The organism is Lachnotalea sp. AF33-28 (assembly GCF_003477885.1).
Lineage (GTDB): Bacteria > Bacillota > Clostridia > Lachnospirales > Lachnospiraceae > AF33-28.
The window spans coordinates 346,036-365,091 of record NZ_QUEE01000003.1 but is presented as its reverse complement, the minus strand read 5'-3'; the positions used below and the strand labels follow the sequence as shown (position 1 = coordinate 365,091).

Sequence of the window (19,056 nt, the reverse complement as noted above, 5' to 3'; positions counted from 1 at the left end):
GCAGAGGAATAAGAGAATGCAGATGGATATAAAGAAAACAGAACCGAAACTGATCTTTCGCACGGAAAGGCTGTATTTCAGAACGATGACACAGGAGGATTTCGGCCTCCTCTGCCAGATCCTGCAGGATGAAAAGGCGATGTATGCCTATGAGCATGCATTTTCGGACGAAGAGGTCCGGGAATGGCTGAACCGGCAGCTGGGCCGGTATGAGGAATACGGGTTCGGTCTGTGGATGGTGCACCGGCTGGATGACGGCGAGTTTTTGGGACAGGCGGGCCTTACCATGCAGGATGGCGGCGGCAGGCAGGTGCTGGAGATCGGCTATCTGTTTAAACGCGCGTTCTGGCATAACGGATATGCAACGGAAGCTGCAGCGGGGCTTAAGGAATATGCGTTTCGCGTGCTGGGAAGAGATGAGGTATATTCCATCATCCGGGACAGCAATGCGGCATCTCAAAGGGTTGCGGAAAGAAACGGAATGGAGGTTGCGGGTGCCATAGTAAAACATTATTATGGCATGGACATGCCCCACTATCTGTACTGCGTGAAGAAAAAAAATCGGAAGGTGCAGAAGATCGGAGGGGCGGACGGCCCTACCTCGGTCTTTGTCGGTCGGCCGGCGGGAAGAAAGAAAAAAGAGGAATTTACGGAATTTCTGGACAGGGCTGCCGCCTCTGTCAGGCCCTGCAGAAAAAGCATGGAAGAGGCGGCCTCCTATTTAGTGGATAAACACGGCGCCAAACCCTGGCCGCTCACTGTGAGACAGCTGCAGACACTTAAATCAAACGTGATCATGAACTGCTATGAGGGCGTTCTGAAGCGTCCGGAGCCGCTGAAAGAAGGTGCCGGTGAAAACGAGGTGCGTTCCTGGTTTGCCCAGGATACTTCCTTTGAACAGGCGGAGGCTTATCCCGCCGACAGGCTTAACCTGGATATGCGGGCCTGGCTGCTGCCGGACACCGAGCAGAAAGATGGGGGCGACATTTCTCCGGCAAAAGGGGAGGCTGTGAGCGAGGCGGGAGAGAAGACGGTAGTGGAGATGGAGATGAACTCCGGCTATGTCAGCCTGCGCAGCGGGAGTGAGGAGATCATGGATGATCTCACCCTGTTTCTCGGAGTGTCCCGTGAGGATATTGAGCACAGATCCCCGCGCTTTATTACCTATGCTGCGTTACTGCGCCGCAGAGGAGAGATCTGCTGACTGCCGGCACAGCTCGATGAAGTTGACGGCGGACCGGGTCAGATATTTGTTTTGATGATAGATGATGGAAAACTTACGCGATAGGGAAGCGTCTTTTAGAGGCTTTTCGATAATAACGCCCTCCTGCAGGGCGTTTTTTACGAGCAGATAGGGCAGTACGGAGATCCCCAGGCCCTGGGCGGCGGCATTGATGATCGACTGTGTGCTGATGCTTTCCCAGCTGGGAGACAGCGGGATCTGGTGGTAGGCCGCAATGCTCTCCAGTATATCCCTTCCTGCGCTGCCCTGTTCCCTAAGCAGCAGCGGACAGCTCTTCAGATCCTCCAGGCGAACCGTGTCCTGCTTCGCCAGGGGGTGGTCCGGACTTAAGATCAGACAGAGCCGGTCATCCATAAAAGGGATCTGCACCAATGCCGGAGAGGAAGGAAGCCCCTCGACCAGAGCGAAATCGATGCTGTTATCCGCGAGTTTCTGCTCTAGGGTGGCGGAATTATTGATAGAAACCGTCACCTGTATATCCGGATAAGTCCGGTTGAATCTGCGCACCAGGGGCGGGAGTATGCAGTTGCCGATGGTTACGCTGGAGCCGATGCGCAGGGCTGCAGAGAGATCCCAGTCGCGCACATTTTTCTCCATATCGTCAAACATGGATACGATATGAAGCGCATACCCGTAGAATTTGTTTCCGACCTCAGTGGCGTGAAGGCGCCGGGACATCCGGTCAAAGAGCCGTATGCCATAATATTTCTCCAGCTCGCTTATGGCCAGGCTGACCGAGGGCTGTGCCAGATGCAACTGGTCAGCTGCTTTTGTGATGCTCATATTCTGATAGACCGCAGCAAATATGCGCAGATGCCGTATTGTCATTTCTTCATCCTCCAATACATAATGAAAACATTATATAAAATATATAATAATACTATTTGCATTATATTACAACCGTGGCTATACTGTTATAGGAAAGAAAGTTTTACTGGAGGAACGAGATGGAAAAGAAAAAGAGTGAAGTGTTAAAAAAGCTGTTTTTATCCACGTTGTACCTTAGCACCTTTACCTTCGGCGGCGGTTACGTGATCGTGACCCTGATGAAGGATAAATTTGTGGATCAACTGCACTGGATAGATGAAGAGGAGATGCTGGATCTGATCGCCATCGCCCAGTCATCCCCGGGCGCGGTGGCTGTGAACGGAGCCATCGTGGTGGGCTATAAGCTTGGCGGGCTTCCCGGCGTTCTGGTAGCAACTCTGGGGGCGATCATACCGCCCATGGTGATCCTGTCCCTGGTATCTCTGTTTTACCAGGCATTCCGCACCAACTTTTTTGTAAACGCCATGCTTTCGGGCATGAAGGCCGGTGTGGGCGCTGTGATCGCCTCGGTCGTATATGATATGGGCGGAAATGTTGTCAAGACGAAAAGCGTGCTGTCCGTGCTGATCATGCTGGCCAGCTTTGTGGCCTGCTACTTCTTCCACGTCAACGTAGTGCTCATCATTGTGGCCGTTGCGTGCATCGGTGCGGTGCGCACGCTGGTAACTGAGAAGAGAAAGGGGGAGAAGGCATGACTTTGCTCAAACTGTTTTTAAGTTTTCTTCAGATCGGAGCGTTTAGCTTCGGCGGAGGTTATGCGGCCATGCCGCTGATCCAGAGCCAGGTGGTGGATCTTCATAACTGGCTGACAGTGGGTGAATTTACGGATCTGGTCACAATTGCCGAGATGACACCCGGCCCCATCGCCGTCAATGCGGCCACCTTTGTGGGAACCCGGATCGCGGGTCTGCCGGGAGCGCTGATTGCGACCGCCGGCTGTATCCTGCCTTCCTGTATTTTTGTGACCACGCTGGCTTTCATATATATGAGATACCGCAAACTAAGCCTTCTGCAGGGTATACTGGGGTCGTTGCGTCCGGCGGTTGTGGCGATGATCGCTAACGCTGGCCTCACGATTCTGATCTCCGCTTTTTTTGTCAGCGGTACGGCAAGTTTCGTGCTGTCGAACATCCAGTTCCGGTACATCGCATATTTTGCAGCCGCCATGGTGCTGCTGCGCAAGGTGAAGATGAACCCTATTAAGGTGATGGTGCTATGCGGCGTATTTGAGGTGGTATGGAGCGTAGGTGCGGAGCTGCTTGCGAGGTTATAGAGGTAAAGGGCACTTGATTTATCAGGTGCTCTTTTTTCATTCCATCCCCTTTTATAGGCAGCATCCCGATTTAGAAAGATTTGCATTTCTTATAAATTAATTACATTTTGTAAATTCGCTGTAAGTTTTGACGGTTCTTTGCTATAATGGTAGTTGTGTCTTTAAGCGCCGCTTCAGATGCGCTTAGGCGAATGACTGAATCAGGAGACATTGAATGAAAAAATTTTGGAGGCGGCTCGCGGACGCGATTCCTGTCTATGCGGTTCTGCCGCTGATATTCTGTTTTACTGTGAACTGCATTGTTTACTGGGGCACTGGCCTGATCGCCGGCCCTTTAAAGCATTACGACTTCACGCTGGCTTTTGACGAGATGGTGCCGCTGGTGCCGGGATTTATAACCGTATATCTGGGCTGCTATCTGTTCTGGGTGATAAACTATGTGTTGATCGGAGCGCAGGGGAAGGAGCACTGTCTCCGTTTTGTATCGGCGGATCTGATGTCGCGCCTGATCTGCGGACTGTTTTATCTGGTATTGCCCACGACCAATGTGAGGCCGGAGCTAGTTGGCGGCGATCTGTGGACGCAGCTGTTGGGATTCATCTATGCCATCGATAAACCGTTGAACCTGTTTCCGTCTATACACTGTGTGGTGAGCTGGTTCTGTTTTATTGGCATCCGCGGGAGGAAGAATGTGCCTAAGGCCTATCGCATACTTTCCTGTGTGCTGGCAATTCTGGTGTTTGTTTCCACCCAGGTGACAAAGCAGCATTATATCGTGGATGTGGTTGGAGCGGTGGCGATTGCTGAACTCACCTATTTTATCGGTTTTCACACTTCCCTGTACAGGGGACTGGCCGGCTTTTTTGATAAGATTACAGGGAAGGTCTTTGGACGGACGTATTTTGACAGCCTGCATGAGGAGAATGATGGAAAGTCCCGGGCGCTGGACGCCTGACTGGAGCAAACATGCGGTTGAAAGGGGTGTGTTGTGGGGAATAAGAAGAAAAATATTTTTAACCTGCTGTTTTTACTGCTGGTTTTTGGCTTGACTCTATACAGTGTGTTTCACGGAGAGGATCTGAGTGCGGTATTTTCCGCCGTTATGAAAACAGATATCCGATGGCTTGTACCTGCCATAGCGTGTGTGGTGTTTTTTATCTGGGGTGAATCCATCATCATACATTATCTCATGGGAACGCTTCATATTAAGACAAAAAAGCGTACCTGTTTTCTGTATTCCTGCGTGGGATTCTTTTTCAGCGGGATAACGCCGTCGGCAAGTGGAGGACAGCCTGCGCAGATTTATTATATGCGCAGGAACGATATACCGATTCCCGTCTCCACACTGGTACTGATGCTTGTAACTATAACCTATAAGTCCATACTGGTATTTATTGGACTCTTTCTGATGGTCTTTCAGCAGGGATTTGTGCATCAGTATCTCGGAAGCATCCTGCCGGTCTTTTATTTGGGCGTGGGCCTGAATGTATTTTGCTGTATTTTGATGCTGATTCTGGTCTTTCATCCCGCGCTGGCAAAAAATATTATGCTGACCTGCCTTAAGTTTCTGGTGAAGCTGCATATTATGAAGGATAAGCCAGAGCGGATGGAAAAACTAAGCAGCTCCATGGATATGTATAATGCCACCGCCGCATATCTGAAAAAGCATATCGGCGTGATCGTCAATGTGATCCTGATCACATTCGCACAGAGGGCGGCGCTGTTCTTTGTAACCTATTTTGTTTACCGTTCCTTTGGCCTGCACGGAGCGGGTATCTATAATGTGGTGATGCTGCAGGCTGTAATTTCCGTTTCCGTGGATATGCTGCCCCTGCCCGGCGGGATGGGGATCAGCGAGCAGCTGTTTCTGGCGATATTCGTTCCGGTGTTCGGCAGTGCGCTGCTTCTTCCCGCAATGGTGCTAAGCCGGGGGATCGCCTATTATGTACAGCTTTTGCTTTCCGCCTGTATGACAGTCGTGGCGCATCTGGTGATTGGACGCGTTCCCCGCAGGAAAGAGTCAGCTGTGGACGGATATATTAATTCTTAGAGAGAAAAGGGTATTGAGTATGATAGGATTTTATAATTATTCGGTAATATTGACATACGTAAGCCTGGCATCTTCCGTAATCGGGATGACACAGGCAATTCAGGCCAGATATAAGATCGCGATTTTCTGCCTGGCTTTTTCGGGGCTCTGCGATATGTTTGACGGTAAAATCGCGCGCAGGATGAAAAATCGGTCCGAGGATGCGAAGTCTTTCGGGATTCAAATAGATTCGCTCTGTGACATGGTTTGTTTCGGCGCATTTCCGGCGATGATCTGCTATCTGCTGGGTGTGCAGGGACCGCTGGGCATTGCCGTAATCGTGCTGTACTGCCTGGCTTCCGTGATCCGGCTGGCCTTTTTCAATGTGATGGAGGAAAAAGGGGCGCTGGTGTCTGAGGACGGGGAGAAGTTTTACCGCGGTCTGCCGATCACTTCCATGGCAATCGCCCTTCCGCTGATCTTTATGCTGCAGTTCTTTATACCGCTTAAGGCGTTTGTCGCCTGCCTTTACATACTGCTGCTGGTGGTCGGGATTTTATTTATCACGAATTTTAAACTGAAAAAACCGAAGAATTCACAGCTGGCGGTACTTGTGATCGTGGTTGCGGCCGCGCTGCTCATCATGCTGTTCTTTACAAGATATCCGATCCGATTCAGATGGAGGTTTCATCTTTGAAGTATATAGACAGACAGGGAAATAAAACAGAAAGCGACAGCGGGCAGGACCGTTTTCTTAAGAGGCTTTACACGAGTGCGGCGGGCCGCATGGCGCTTAAGATCATGGTGCGCCCCTGGGTTTCCAAAGCCGGCGGAAAACTCCTCAATACGAGATTATCTGCGCTTTTTATCGATCCCTTTGTGAAAAAGAATCAAATAGATATGAAGCAGTATGTCAGGAAGAGATACTCCTCCTACAATGAATTTTTCTGCAGGCAGATCCGGCCGGATATGAGGCCCATCGACAGGGAAACGGGAGTGCTCATCAGCCCCTGTGACGGCAAGCTGTCCGTATATCCTGTGGATGAACAGAGCCACTTCCTGATTAAATATACGGAATATACACTGCCCCAGCTGCTTAAATCGCGCCGCTTAGCCGGTATGTTTCGGGGCGGATACGCATGTGTGTTCCGTCTGACTGTAGATGATTATCACCGCTACTGCTATGTGGCGGACGGCATAAAATCTCCCGGCCGCTTTCTGCCCGGTGTGCTTCATACGGTGAATCCGGCGGCAGGCGATGTCTATCCGATCTATAAGGAGAATGCCAGGGAATACTGCATGCTGAAAACAAAAGAGTTCGGACCGGTCCTGATGATGGAAGTGGGCGCCATGATGGTCGGCCGCATTGTAAACACACCGGGGAGAGCCACAGTAAAGAAGGGGCAGGAAAAGGGGCACTTTGAATTCGGCGGTTCCACCATCGTAGTGCTGCTGCAGAAGGACAGGGTGCGGCTGGATGCCGATCTTCTGGATAATACGCGCGGCGGGTATGAGACCGTCGTAAAGATGGGGGAGAGGATTGGAATTGCAATGAAAGCGCAGCAAAACCGTCCTGCAGAGGATTAAAACCGGCAGGGTTTGATGAGAATTGTGAAGGAATGAGTAAGATTCACCCGTTCATTATATGTAATGGACGGGTTTTTTTACATAGGAAAGTTCTCTGAACTCTCCTATGTAAGCCCTCCGGGCAGGAACGCACTGCGGCGGAATGGAATGATGTCGCTGAAGCGGCCCGCCGCAGGCGGAGAATCCCACGAGCGGGATTCTTTTTTAACATTTTTACAAATCCGTGTTATAATAGCGATAGACATTATAAAGCGCCGGATTCTGTCTGCAAAGCGGACTGCATCCGCAGGGAATTGCGCGTATAATCTTAAATTTATAGCAGCAGGAAAGCGAGGTAGCGTATGAATCAGCAGGAAAGTCAGAATGTTATAGCGGATATACAGAAAAATATTGCCGCAGTCATCGTGGGTAAAGAGGGGATTATCAAATATCTTATGACTGCGATGATTGCGGGCGGGCATGTGCTTCTGGAGGATGTGCCCGGCACGGGGAAGACGAAGATGGCGAAATCCCTGGCCAGGTCCATAGACGCGAAGTTTAACAGAATCCAGTTCACGCCGGATCTGCTGCCTTCGGATATCACCGGGCTGAATATATTCAACCAGAAGGAGGGGGAGTTCCTGTTCCATGAAGGACCTGTCTTCTGCAACATATTGCTGGCGGACGAGATCAACAGGGCTACGCCCAGAACCCAGTCCAGCCTGCTGGAGTGTATGGAGGAACGGCAGGTGACCGTGGACGGTGTGACCAGAAAGCTGGAAGAGCCGTTTTTTGTAATCGCCACTCAGAACCCCATCGAGACGGCAGGAACCTTTCCGCTGCCGGAAGCACAGCTGGACCGCTTTTTCATGCAGCTTTCCATGGGCCTTCCCACGGCGGAGGAGGAGCAGCAGATCATGAACCGCTTCCTTCGCAACGATCCTCTGACGGATCTGCAGCCGGTCTGCACAGGCGAAACGCTGCGGGATCTGCAGCAGTCCTACCAGGAGATCTTCATACATCCCCTGCTGATCGAATACATACAGAAAATTTCTGCCGCCACCAGAAACGCTTCGGAAGTGGCTTTCGGGGTCAGCCCCAGAGGGACGCTGGCGCTTCTGCGCGCATCCCAGGCATTTGCGCTGGTGAACGGACGTGAGCATGTGGTTCCGGAGGACATAAAGGAACTGGCGGTTTCTGTTCTGGCACACCGCCTGGTTCTCCACGGAGGGGTTTCTGGCACTGCGCAGAACCGCAGGGTGATGGAAAAACTGTTGGATCAGGTTCCGGTGCCGACGGAAAGGTGGGAAAAGTAAAGTGCCTCTGTTTCTTGCCCTGCTGGGCGCATTCTTGCTGTATCAGATTCAGAAAGCTCTGTATTCCCGCTATTGGAGCAAAGGCCTCACGGTAGATATTAACTTTGACAGGAATGAGGTCACGGAGGGGGAATCCTGTGCTCTGACCGAGGTGGTCACTAACCAGAAGGCGCTGCCGCTTCCGGGGGTGCATATCAAGTTCCAGATCAGCCGGAACCTGCGGTTTACAAAGATGGAAAATACATCGGAATCGGATAAATACTACCGCAGTGACATATTCGCGCTGATGCCCTGGCAGCGGATTACGAGAACCCTGGATATTGCTGCTGAAAAAAGAGGATATTATCATCTGGGTCAGCTCAATATTACATCCACGGATCTGTTTCTGGAGGGCCTGATGGCCGAGAGCCAGGATTCCGTCACAGAACTCTATGTGTTTCCGGCCATGGCCGATCCGCAGAAAATAGCAGTTCCGTATAAGCAGATGACGGGCGCATATCTGACCAACCGCTTCTTTTATGAAGACCCCTTTGAGTTTAAGGGAATACGGCCGTACCAGTCCTATGATACGATGAACAAGATCAATTGGAAGGCATCCGCGCGTACCGGGGAGTGGAAGGTGAACCAGTACCATGATACAGTGAAGCAGGAGATCAATATCCTGCTGAATCTGGAGTCGGAGAGCGTATGGAAGTATTATGGGCTGCTGGAAGAGAGCATACGGCTGGCCCTGTCATTTCTGGTCCTCTTCAGCAAACAGGGTATCCCTACGACACTCACCACCAATGGCAGGGACATCGTTACCGGACGCCCGATTCAGGTGGGACAGGGGGCCGGTCCGGCCCATATCACACACTGCAGCCGCCAGCTGGCCAGAATTGACCTGGAGCAGACACCGGGAGACTTTACGGATGTTCTCGTGTCCTGGAAGTCGGACAACAATCTGGCGGTACTGATTTCCAGCAGCCAGAAACCGGAGCTGCAGAAGGCTGTATGGAAGAGTCTGGGAGGGCATGACCGTTTCAGCTGGGTGGTTGTGCTGCATCCCGATATGCCGCGTCAGGTGGAGGGAGCCGGTGCACGGGTATGCTTTGTGGAGGTGCCGTATGAAAAACGTTAGGCTTCTGAACCTGTTTCTTGGAATCGTAGAAGTCCTGTTTCAGTTCATCGTGGTTTACCCGCTGCAGGGATTCATATGGACGATGCTTTTTCATGAGAGCAGCATGACTTCCTATAATGCCGCGGTGCTTTTGTTAGCCGCATTTCTATTTTATACTATACGTAAAATATCTGCCAGGGTGTGGCAGTTTTTGCTGGGACATCTGCTGGCTCTCGGAGGAATGCTTTTGATACTGCCCGCATATCCGATGCAGATCATAACCGGAGTAAGCGTGGTATTTTTGTTTTTATTTTCGGTTACGGCCCGGTTCGCACGGGAATGGCAGACAGCGGATCAGCCCAAGCTGCTGCACTTGGGTGTTCTGGCGCTGGTGTATATTGGTGGATGGGCACTGAAGGATGCATCGCTGATGGGACAGTGTTTTGCCATGGCGCTAACGGCCTGTGTGCTGTATTTCCTGTACTGGCGTCTGATGGCATTGAAAGAATATGTGGAGAACAACAGAGACAGCGCCTATTTTCCTGAACGTCAGGTGAAGCGGGTAAGCCGCTCGATGCTTGGTATATATACCCTGCTGATGACCGGCTGCATGATCCTTCTGTCCATAGTGCCGGCGGGTCCATGGGTAGGTTCCCTGGGAAAAGGGCTGCTGGCGGCGCTTCGCTGGTTTTTCGGCCTTTTTCGCGGCTGCGGGGCAGAACAGAATGAGGAGCCTCTTGCGGAAACCAGTCCTGTGGAGGATATGACAATGCCTCCTGTGGAGGAAAATCCGGGTTCTCCTATATGGGACTGGCTTTGGAAGATCTTTTCTACACTGATTCTGCTTCTGGTAGCGGCAGGATTAGTTTATCTGATTGTCCGTCTGTTCGCGCGGCTGTATCAGAGCTTCTACCACAAGGATGACGGGGACGGGGACCACAAGGAGTTTATCCGGCCCACAGACCGCACGGATAAGGTGCGCCGGGAGACGAAAGCCGGACTTGGATTTGGAGGGACGCCATCGCAGAAGGTCCGCCGTATTTACCGCAAAAAAATACTATCCCTGAAGAGGCGGGATCAGGAACTGAAGGAGTCCCTGACGCCGAAGGAGCAGACGGAGGAAGTTGCATTAACTGATGCTAAGGAGATGCTGGATCTCTATGAGAAGGCCAGATATGGGCGGGAAGAGTGCAGTAAAGAGGATACAAAACGCATGAAGGAGTTAGCTTCGGGCGGGAAAAATTAAAGCAGATTCTTTACGAAATCTGAATGCCGGATTCATTGACTTTGCTGTGTCAGTATGATATTGTAAAACCGGTTTTACTTAAGGGATAAACGCATAAAATATACCGGCATTAAGGAGAGCAGGCATGGATTTTTTATTTGAGGGGATTATGGCTGTAACGTGGAAACAGATTGTCATGTACGTGATAGGCATTCTTCTGATCTGGCTGGCGGTCAGAAAAGAGTATGAACCGTCGCTGCTGCTTCCCATGGGATTTGGAGCGCTTCTGGTAAATCTTCCGATGACAGGTGTACTGGATCAGGTGCTCCAAGGGGGGATCGAGTCAAGAGGAATCATAACCTGGCTTTTTGACGTCGGAATCAGCGCTTCGGAGGCGATGCCAATTCTGCTATTTATCGGTATAGGGGCGATGATTGATTTTGGGCCGCTTTTATCCAATCCGGTTATGTTTTTGTTTGGCGCTGGCGCTCAATTCGGAATATTTGCTGCGATCCTGCTGGCGGCCCTGCTGGGATTCGATTTAAAGGATGCGGCCACGGTCGGAATGATCGGCGCTGCGGACGGTCCTACCTCAATTCTGGTGTCGCAGATTTTAAAGTCCGACTACATCGGCCCGATTGCGGTCGCGGCCTATTCCTATATGGCGCTGGTTCCGATTATCCAGCCGATGGCCATTAAGCTGGTAACCACTAAGAAAGAACGCAGGATTCATATGGATTACAGTCCCGGCGCTGTCAGCCGGCGTATGCGCATCGCATTTCCGATTGTAGTCACGCTGATCGTTGGTCTTGTGGCGCCGCAGTCGGTAGCGCTTGTGGGATTCCTGATGTTCGGCAATCTGATCCGTGAGTGCGGTGTGCTTGGAACCATGTCAAATACGGCGCAGAATGTTCTGACCAATCTGATTACGCTGTTATTGGGCATCACTATTTCTTTCAGCATGCAGGCGGAGAGGTTTGTGACGGTTCAGACGCTCATGATCATGGCAATCGGCTTGTTCGCATTCGTAATGGATACGATCGGCGGCATTCTATTGGCTAAGGTAATCAACCTGTTCTTAAAGAAAAAGATTAATCCGATGGTAGGAGCGGCTGGGATCTCAGCCTTTCCGATGTCCTCACGCGTGGTCCAGAAGATAGCCATGCAGGAAGACCCGACGAATATTATACTGATGCAGGCGGCCGGAGCGAATGTATCGGGTCAGATTGCCTCGGTTATTGCAGGAGGCCTGATTGTCAGCCTGGTAACAGGCATGCTCTGATAGGGGGGAGGAAGCCGAAATGTTTGGGAATGTAAATATGGATACTGTTATGGATGCACTGACGATCATGTGGAGAGGAATGGGCGGAATCTTTGTTACGATCCTGATCATAATGATCTGTGTGTTTGTAATGAAAGAGCTGGGAAAGACGGGTAATAAAAAAGAAGAGGATATGGAGTGAGTAATTTTGTGAGAGCTGTCGGGAAATTGACAGTCTCAGATAGAGAGGGGGTCTGCCGCGTCGGTGCGGCAGACCCCTCTATTCTTTCATAGGTAAAATATTTGAAATTCAGAGTTCCAGTTTGAGCAGCTCTTCAGGGTGTTCGATGATTCTGTCCGCCTCACATTCTTCCAGCTCTTTTCGGGGCCGGAATCCCCAGGTCACCCCAACGGTAAAGATTCCGGCATTATGGCCGGTCTGCATATCCGTATTGGTATCCCCAACGTAAACACATTCGTCCGCGTCCACGCCCAGGGTTTCCAGTATCCGGAATACGCCTTCGGGAGAGGGTTTTCTGGGAAGGCCGGGCTGTTCGCCCAGAATATAGTCAAAATATCCTTCACCGTAAATTTTATTGAGCACGGATTCGGCATAGGGCTGGGCCTTGTTGGTGCACACAGCCAGCATTACGCCATAAGCCTTAAGAGAATCCAGAGCCCCGGGAAGTCCGGGATAGGATTTTACACCGTAGGTGCAGCCTTCCTGGAATTCCAGACTGTACATCTTCATCAGTTCGTCCAGTATTTCTTCACTGTAAGCGCCCCCTGCCTTTAAAGCCCGCTTCAGCATCTGGCGGGCGCCGTCCCCCGCGAAGCTGCAGAAGTTCTGCTCGGGCTGTTCCGGCAGCCCCATGCGCCGCAGGCACAGATTGACCGTATGGGCCAGGGAAGCAACCGTATCGCCCACGGTGCCGTCCAGGTCGAATATGATCAGTCTTTTCATAGCTCGTTCTCCTCTCCGGCTTCGGCCTCTTCTTCCTTGCTCTCGGGAAGATACATGTGAACCCAGCTGATTCTGTTCTTATCCACAGCATCCACCACATAGATAAATCCGTCGGAGGTGACGGTTTCCCCTACCTCCGGCAGACGGTCCAGCAGGCCGATGATATAGCCGCCCAGTGAATCGTAATCCTCTGATTCCAGATCGGTTTCCAGCATATCGTTTAAATCGTCCAGCTTCATGGAGCCTTCCACCAGGTATTCCCGATCCCCCAGTTTCTGGATGCTTTTGGCCTCCTCCTCGTCATATTCGTCGCGGATCTCGCCGACGATTTCTTCTAAGAGGTCTTCCAGAGTGACCATCCCGGCGGTGGCGCCGTATTCATCCAGCACGATAGCCAGATTGATGGAACTGGTTCTCATATCCACGAAGAGTTCGGATGTTTTTTTATGCTCATAGGTATAGTAGGCTTCCCGCAGGAAATCTTTTACGCAAAACGGTCCGGTTTTGTCATAGAGCAGCAGATCCTTAATGTTGATCAGACCGATCACGTTGTCCGTAGATTCCTCATATACGGGCATCCTGGTGTACATGTTTTCACGGATGGTAGCGATCACCTCATCATAGGAGGCGTTTACGTCTATAAAAGTCATATCGATGCGCGGTATCATCACATCCTTTGCGAGAGAATCGCCGAAATCCACCACGTTATTGATCATTTTGCGCTCTTCACTCTCAATGACGCCCTCCTGATGGCTCACATCCACGATAACACGCAGCTCGCTTTCCGTGATCGCGCTGGACTTTTTATTAGGATCCACGCGCATAAGGCGCAGAAAGCCGAGAGACAGTTTATTAACGATCACGATCACAGGGGTCAGCACCACCATGAGACCATGTATGATACCGGCATAGCCCAGAGCCATGGTATCAGCATATATTGTAGCCATAGTTTTAGGAGAAATTTCACCAAAGACAAGAATCAACAGGGTCAGAACACCGGTCGCAATACCCGCTCCTGCGCTTCCCCATAACCTGGTCGCAAAAACTGTAGCCAGAGAAGAGGCGGAAAGGTTTACAATATTGTTGCCGATTAAGATTGCGCTCAACATTTTACCCTGGTCACCAACGACCTTCAAAAATGTGGCGGCGCGTGAGTCGCCCTCGTCAGCCAACGTTTTCATTCGTATTTTATTGGCGGTTGTCAGGGCTGTTTCAGCTGATGAGAAAAAAGCCGACAGAAAGATAAGGATTAATAAAGTAAGCAACTGTATGACGTCACTCGAATCCAAAAAAAATCAACTCCCATTTTGTATAGTATAGTTTATTGCCGAAACAGGGGGTTACGTTGCAAAATCCCTGTTGCAATTAAGAAAAAGTTTACAGCATGTACAGACAAAAGTCAAGCGAAGCGGGCATAGTAATGCATTAATAGTTGCTGTTCACAGTTACCGAAAAATTCCCGCGTAAGAGAGGGCAGGGTATGGTCCTCATTGGGACCCGCTCTCGCTCCGTGAAGCGCGCAGATCGTCACCAACCGCCAGGTTGATGACCTGCGCGCACATCAGTGCGCTTCCTTGTGCGAGCTTCAAGGGATCCCTATGAGGACCATACCCTGCCCTCTCTTACGCTGCTTTATCGGCAGCCGTGAACAGTAACGTATGGATAGGTAACTGTAAACAGCGCATCTATGGGAAAACCGTATTAATTGGATACATCGGCAGGACATCGCAGCGCATTAATAGAATTATGCCCCGGTTATGATAATATTTTAGATAACTGTTCATGTCTGAATTGGGCGGGACATAATAATATAGAAGAGAGCGGTGCGGAAAGGAAGGTTTTATGGTATGAATAAAAGATCCGGAGTTTTTGTTACGGTGCGTTCACTGATCGTCAGTTACATATTTACGGCTGCAGCCCTGTTTTTGCTGGCGTTGCTGCTGTATAAACTGAAGCTGCAGCAGCAGATCGTGTCGGCCGGAGTGATGGTGATCTATGGGCTGGCCTGTTTCCTGGGAGGTTTCTTAAGCGGCAAGGGCATGCGCCAGCAGCGATTCGTCTGGGGACTGATTTCGGGGCTGTGCTATTTTGCAGTTCTGTTTATCGTTTCACTGATCATCAGCCACGGTCTCTATCACAGCGCGCTTACTACTGTCCTGGCAGCGGCGATCTGTCTGGGAGCGGGCGCCATAGGCGGAACGATAAGCTAAACGAACTGTTAGTTAAAAAAGTCTTTAAAAAAGCAGTGAGTTGTGCTATACTGACTTTGATTTATCTGTAAAAGAACACATGAGGAGGGAAAGTCCATGAAACATGTAAAGACATTGAATACAAATACACTGAAAAACAGTGTAAAGAGAGGCGGATGCGGCGAGTGCCAGACCTCCTGCCAGTCAGCCTGCAAGACATCCTGCACCGTAGGAAACCAGACCTGCGAGAACAGCAACAGATAGTAGTTTAAGAGAAAGATCGAAATGCGGAGGTGTTGCAAGATTCCATCCGGAGTTTTGCAGCACCTCCTTGTTGAGGTCTGATATGCAAAGTGAGGGAAATTTTTGTGATCCACCAGTATAAAAACAACGGATACAATATCGTGCTGGATGTCTGCAGCGGCGCGGTACATGTGGTAGATGATGTGGTCTATGATGCCATTGCGCTTTATGAGGACCATACCCCTGCAGAGATTGTAGAGAATCTGACTTCGAAATATCAGGAGGACGACGTTAGAGAAGCTCTGGAGGAAATCGAAGAGCTGAAGAAACAGGAGCTTCTGTTTACGGAGGACACCTATCAGGAATATATTACCGATTTTAAGAAAAGGCAGACGGTGGTAAAGGCGCTTTGCCTCCATATCGCCCATGACTGCAACTTGGCATGCAGATACTGCTTTGCCGAAGAGGGGGAATATCATGGCCGCCGCGCGCTGATGAGCTTTGAAGTGGGCAAAAAGGCGCTGGACTTTTTAATCGCCAATTCGGGAAACCGCAGAAATCTGGAAGTGGATTTCTTCGGCGGAGAGCCGCTGATGAACTGGGATGTGGTGAAGCGTCTTGTGGAATACGGCAGATCCCAGGAAGAAAAATTCAATAAAAATTTCCGATTTACCATCACCACCAACGGTGTGCTGTTAAACGATGAGATCATGGAATTCTGCAACAGAGAGATGGGCAATGTGGTGTTAAGCCTGGACGGGCGCAGAGAGGTCAATGACCGGATGAGGCCGTTTCGAAACGGTAAGGGCAGCTATGACCTGATTGTTCCCAAGTTCCAGAAGTTTGCGGAGAGCCGGAATCAGGACAAGTATTATGTGAGAGGCACCTTTACCAGACATAATCTGGATTTTGCAAAGGATGTGCTCCATTTTGCGGATCTGGGATTTAAGCAGATCTCCGTGGAGCCTGTGGTTGCGCCTGCCGATGAGCCCTACTCCATCCGTGAGGAAGATATCCCGGTGATCCTGCAGCAGTATGACGAGCTGGCGAAGGAGTACATAAAGCGGAAAAAAGAGGGAAGAGGCTTTCAGTTCTTCCATTTTATGATCGATCTGAATCAGGGCCCCTGCGTAGCCAAGAGGCTGTCCGGCTGCGGCTCCGGCACGGAATATCTGGCAGTTACCCCGTGGGGGGATCTGTATCCCTGCCATCAGTTTGTGGGAAATGAAGCGTTTCTGCTGGGCAATGTGGATACCGGGGTCACCAACACGGCGGTCAGGGATGAATTCAAACTCTGCAATGTATACGCGAAGGATAAGTGCCGCGAATGCTTTGCCAGGTTTTACTGCAGCGGAGGATGTGCGGCCAATGCCTTCAACTTCCATGGCAGTATCACCGATGCGTATGAGATCGGCTGCGAGATGCAGAAGAAACGCATTGAATGCGCGATTATGATAAAAGCTGCTTTGGCGGAGGATGCTTCCTCACAGGCAGAGTAAACAAGGAAGCTGTCATCAGACTTCATCCGATGACAGGAAAGAAAAGGAGACTGTAAACATGAAGAGCTATGCAAAGGGACAGAAGTCCAAAGGGGTGATGAAGCTCATAGCCGCCATTCTGGTGGTGGGCTTTTTCACATATGTAGCGATTGCGGGATTGGGTAAAAATGCGTCCGGCAGCGCTTCTGACATCAAGCTGGGCCTGGATCTGGCCGGCGGTGTCAGCATCACATATCAGTCGGTGACGCCTGATCCGTCCTCCACGGATATGAAGGATACGGTCTATAAGCTGCAGCTTAGGGCGCAGACTTACAGCACCGAAGCAGAAGTTTATCAGGAAGGCGCGGACCGCATTAACGTGGATATCCCCGGGGTATCCGATGCCAACGCGATCCTGGAGGAACTGGGACAGCCCGGTTCACTGGAATTTAGGACAGAAGACGGTGAGGTTGTGCTGACCGGCGTGGACATCAAGAACGCGCAGGAAGGCATGTACAAGAACCAGAGCGGCAATACGGAATATGTGGTTCAGCTGACATTAAATGAGGAGGGAGCCGAGAAATTTGCTAAGGCTACCGAAGAGAATATCAATAAAAGAATCTCTATTATTTATGACGGCAAAGTGGTGAGCAGCCCTCAGGTCAAGAGTGCGATCACCGGCGGCGAAGCACAGATCGACCAGATTTCCAGCTATGAGGAAGCCACTACGTTAGCTTCCACCATCCGTATCGGTGCGCTGCCCCTGGAACTGAAGGAGATCCGCTCTAACGTCGTGGGCGCAAAGCTGGGTGAAGAGGCGATCAGCACCTCCCTGCTGGCAGGCGCCATAGGTATGGGATTGGTTATGATTTTCATGATCTGCCTGTATTTCATACCGGGTCTGGCGGCCTCCATCGCTCTTACGCTCTATACCGCGCTGATGGTATTTCTGTTAAGCGCTTATCAGATTACGCTGACGCTGCCCGGCATCGCCGGTATCGTGCTGTCCATCGGTATGGCCGTGGACGCCAACGTAATTATATTCTCACGTATCAAAGAAGAGCTTCTGGCCGGCAAAACAGTGGAATCAGCCATGAAGGAAGGATTTTCCAAGGCGCTGTCGGCCATTGTGGACGGCAATGTGACCACATTGATCGCGGCGGGCGTGCTGTACTGGATGGGATCCGGCACGGTGAAGGGCTTTGCCCAGACTCTGGCTCTCGGTATCCTTTTATCCATGTTCACGGCTCTGGTGGTGACCAGATTTGTGCTGAAGGCGCTGTATCAGGCCGGAATCCGTGATCCGAAGTTCTACGGACTGACGAAGAGAGCCAAAAACAGAGAATTCAAGGTGATTAACTTCCTCGGCAAGAAAAATATCTGCTTTATCTGCTCTGCCGTTGTGATTCTGGTGGGTGTGGGCGCGCTTATCTTCAACAGCACCAAAGGGACCGCATTTAATTACAGCCTCGAGTTCCGGGGAGGAACCTCCACAAATGTCACATTTAATGAGGACCTGTCCTTAAACCAGATCTCCAGCGATGTGGTGCCGCTGATCTCTGAAGTGACCGGAGATAACGATATCCAGACACAGAAGGTGGCGGGAACCAATCAGGTTATTATAAAGACCAGGACCTTAAGCGTAGAAGAGAGAGAGCAGATCACCGAGAAGCTGGTGGACAAGTATGGAGTGGACGGTGAACTGATCACTGCGGAGAGCATTTCCGCTACGGTCAGCAATGAGATGAAGCAGGACGCGGTCCTAGCCGTAGCGATTGCCACGGTAGCGATGCTGATCTATATCTGGCTGCGTTTTAAGGACATTAAATTTGCGACCAGCGCTGTAATCGCGCTGATTCATGATGTTCTGGTAGTGCTGACTTTCTATGCAGTTGCCAGATGGTCTGTGGGCAATACATTCATCGCCTGTATGCTGACGATCGTGGGATATTCCATCAACGCCACCATCGTGATCTTCGACCGAATCAGAGAGAACCTGAAGCAAAAGAAGAGCAAAGAGGATATAGCGGATGTGGTCAACTTAAGCATCACACAGACCCTGACCAGATCCATCAATACCTCCCTCACCACGTTTATCATGGTGTTTGTGCTGTTCCTGCTGGGAGTGAGCTCCATCCGCGATTTCGCGCTGCCGCTGATCGTAGGCATCGTATGCGGAGCATATTCTTCCGTATGCATCACAGGCGCTCTGTGGTATATCATGACCAAGAAGTTTGTAAAGAAAGCGGATTAATTATATTAAATTGAATGAAAAAGGCACCGCTGCCTTCCCCGGATTTTATGCCGGAAGGCAGCGGTGCCTTTGACTTTGATGACGCCTG

The 19,056-nt window shown here is 50.8% G+C and carries 19 protein-coding genes; 16 read left to right on the top strand and 3 right to left on the bottom strand.

Features of this window, described 5'->3' with window-relative positions; all coding sequences use genetic code 11:
* Positions 1-22: 22 nt before the first annotated feature.
* Positions 23-1,204: a GNAT family N-acetyltransferase gene (locus tag DWZ56_RS06250; protein WP_176928203.1), complete on the top strand. Its 1,182-nt coding sequence runs from the start codon at positions 23-25 to the stop codon at positions 1,202-1,204.
* Here DWZ56_RS06250 and DWZ56_RS06245 read toward each other — a convergent pair.
* Positions 1,175-2,071 (bottom strand): LysR family transcriptional regulator, encoded by an 897-nt coding sequence (locus tag DWZ56_RS06245; protein ID WP_118555522.1) that lies wholly within the window; start codon positions 2,069-2,071, stop codon positions 1,175-1,177. The genes DWZ56_RS06250 and DWZ56_RS06245 overlap by 30 nt on opposite strands.
* A gap of 119 nt (positions 2,072-2,190) precedes the next feature.
* On the opposite strand from DWZ56_RS06245, the gene DWZ56_RS06240 reads away from it, so the two are divergent.
* The 11 genes from DWZ56_RS06240 (at position 2,191) to DWZ56_RS22690 (ending at position 12,042) form a co-directional block, all read left to right on the top strand.
* Complete coding sequence (locus DWZ56_RS06240; protein WP_118555521.1) at positions 2,191-2,766, top strand: chromate transporter; 576 nt, start codon at positions 2,191-2,193, stop codon at positions 2,764-2,766.
* The gene (locus DWZ56_RS06235) at positions 2,763-3,344 is read left to right on the top strand and encodes a chromate transporter (RefSeq protein WP_118555520.1); all 582 of its coding nucleotides are present in this window, start codon (positions 2,763-2,765) and stop codon (positions 3,342-3,344) included. Before DWZ56_RS06240 ends, DWZ56_RS06235 begins: the two co-directional genes overlap by 4 nt.
* Positions 3,345-3,558: 214 nt before the next feature.
* On the top strand, positions 3,559-4,299 hold the full coding sequence (locus tag DWZ56_RS06230; protein WP_118555519.1) for a phosphatase PAP2 family protein: 741 nt from the start codon (positions 3,559-3,561) through the stop codon (positions 4,297-4,299).
* A 33-nt stretch (positions 4,300-4,332) separates the two neighbouring features.
* Entirely contained in the window at positions 4,333-5,394 is a 1,062-nt protein-coding gene (locus DWZ56_RS06225; protein ID WP_118555518.1) for a lysylphosphatidylglycerol synthase transmembrane domain-containing protein, read from the top strand.
* A gap of 19 nt (positions 5,395-5,413) precedes the next feature.
* The gene (locus DWZ56_RS06220; RefSeq protein WP_118555517.1) at positions 5,414-6,070 is read left to right on the top strand and encodes a CDP-alcohol phosphatidyltransferase family protein; all 657 of its coding nucleotides are present in this window, start codon (positions 5,414-5,416) and stop codon (positions 6,068-6,070) included.
* Positions 6,067-6,960, top strand: coding sequence for a phosphatidylserine decarboxylase (locus DWZ56_RS06215; protein ID WP_118555516.1), 894 nt, complete (start codon positions 6,067-6,069; stop codon positions 6,958-6,960). The genes DWZ56_RS06220 and DWZ56_RS06215 overlap by 4 nt, the downstream gene beginning before the upstream one ends.
* 341 nt (positions 6,961-7,301) lie before the next feature.
* On the top strand, positions 7,302-8,255 hold the full coding sequence (locus tag DWZ56_RS06205) for an AAA family ATPase (RefSeq protein WP_118555514.1): 954 nt from the start codon (positions 7,302-7,304) through the stop codon (positions 8,253-8,255).
* Between the two features lies 1 nt (position 8,256).
* Positions 8,257-9,375, top strand: coding sequence for a DUF58 domain-containing protein (locus tag DWZ56_RS06200; protein ID WP_118555513.1), 1,119 nt, complete (start codon positions 8,257-8,259; stop codon positions 9,373-9,375).
* Positions 9,362-10,600: a hypothetical protein gene (locus tag DWZ56_RS06195; RefSeq protein WP_118555512.1), complete on the top strand. Its 1,239-nt coding sequence runs from the start codon at positions 9,362-9,364 to the stop codon at positions 10,598-10,600. Before DWZ56_RS06200 ends, DWZ56_RS06195 begins: the two co-directional genes overlap by 14 nt.
* 124 nt (positions 10,601-10,724) lie before the next feature.
* A complete protein-coding gene (locus DWZ56_RS06190) occupies positions 10,725-11,861 on the top strand; it encodes a sodium ion-translocating decarboxylase subunit beta (RefSeq protein WP_118555511.1) in 1,137 nt (378 codons plus the stop codon).
* 19 nt (positions 11,862-11,880) lie between these two features.
* Positions 11,881-12,042, top strand: coding sequence for a hypothetical protein (locus DWZ56_RS22690; protein ID WP_158584468.1), 162 nt, complete (start codon positions 11,881-11,883; stop codon positions 12,040-12,042).
* Positions 12,043-12,150: 108 nt separating this feature from the next.
* Here DWZ56_RS22690 and DWZ56_RS06185 read toward each other — a convergent pair whose 3' ends face one another.
* Positions 12,151-12,804 carry an HAD family hydrolase gene (locus tag DWZ56_RS06185; protein WP_118555510.1) on the bottom strand — a complete coding sequence of 218 codons (654 nt, stop codon included), beginning with the start codon at positions 12,802-12,804 and terminating at the stop codon, positions 12,151-12,153.
* A complete protein-coding gene (locus DWZ56_RS06180) occupies positions 12,801-14,093 on the bottom strand; it encodes an HlyC/CorC family transporter (RefSeq protein WP_118555509.1) in 1,293 nt (430 codons plus the stop codon). The genes DWZ56_RS06185 and DWZ56_RS06180 overlap by 4 nt, the downstream gene beginning before the upstream one ends.
* Before the next feature lie 558 nt (positions 14,094-14,651).
* Here DWZ56_RS06180 and DWZ56_RS06175 point away from each other — a divergent pair.
* The 4 genes from DWZ56_RS06175 (at position 14,652) to secD (ending at position 18,968) form a co-directional block, all read left to right on the top strand.
* Positions 14,652-15,014, top strand: a complete 363-nt coding sequence (locus DWZ56_RS06175) for a TIGR04086 family membrane protein (protein ID WP_118555508.1) — start codon at positions 14,652-14,654, stop codon at positions 15,012-15,014.
* Between the two features lie 96 nt (positions 15,015-15,110).
* Entirely contained in the window at positions 15,111-15,257 is a 147-nt protein-coding gene (gene scfA, locus DWZ56_RS06170; protein ID WP_118555507.1) for a six-cysteine ranthipeptide SCIFF, read from the top strand.
* A gap of 104 nt (positions 15,258-15,361) precedes the next feature.
* Entirely contained in the window at positions 15,362-16,735 is a 1,374-nt protein-coding gene (gene scfB, locus DWZ56_RS06165; RefSeq protein ID WP_118555596.1) for a thioether cross-link-forming SCIFF peptide maturase, read from the top strand.
* Between the two features lie 58 nt (positions 16,736-16,793).
* Complete coding sequence (secD, locus tag DWZ56_RS06160; protein ID WP_118555506.1) at positions 16,794-18,968, top strand: protein translocase subunit SecD; 2,175 nt, start codon at positions 16,794-16,796, stop codon at positions 18,966-18,968.
* The last annotated feature ends 88 nt before the right edge of the window (positions 18,969-19,056 follow it).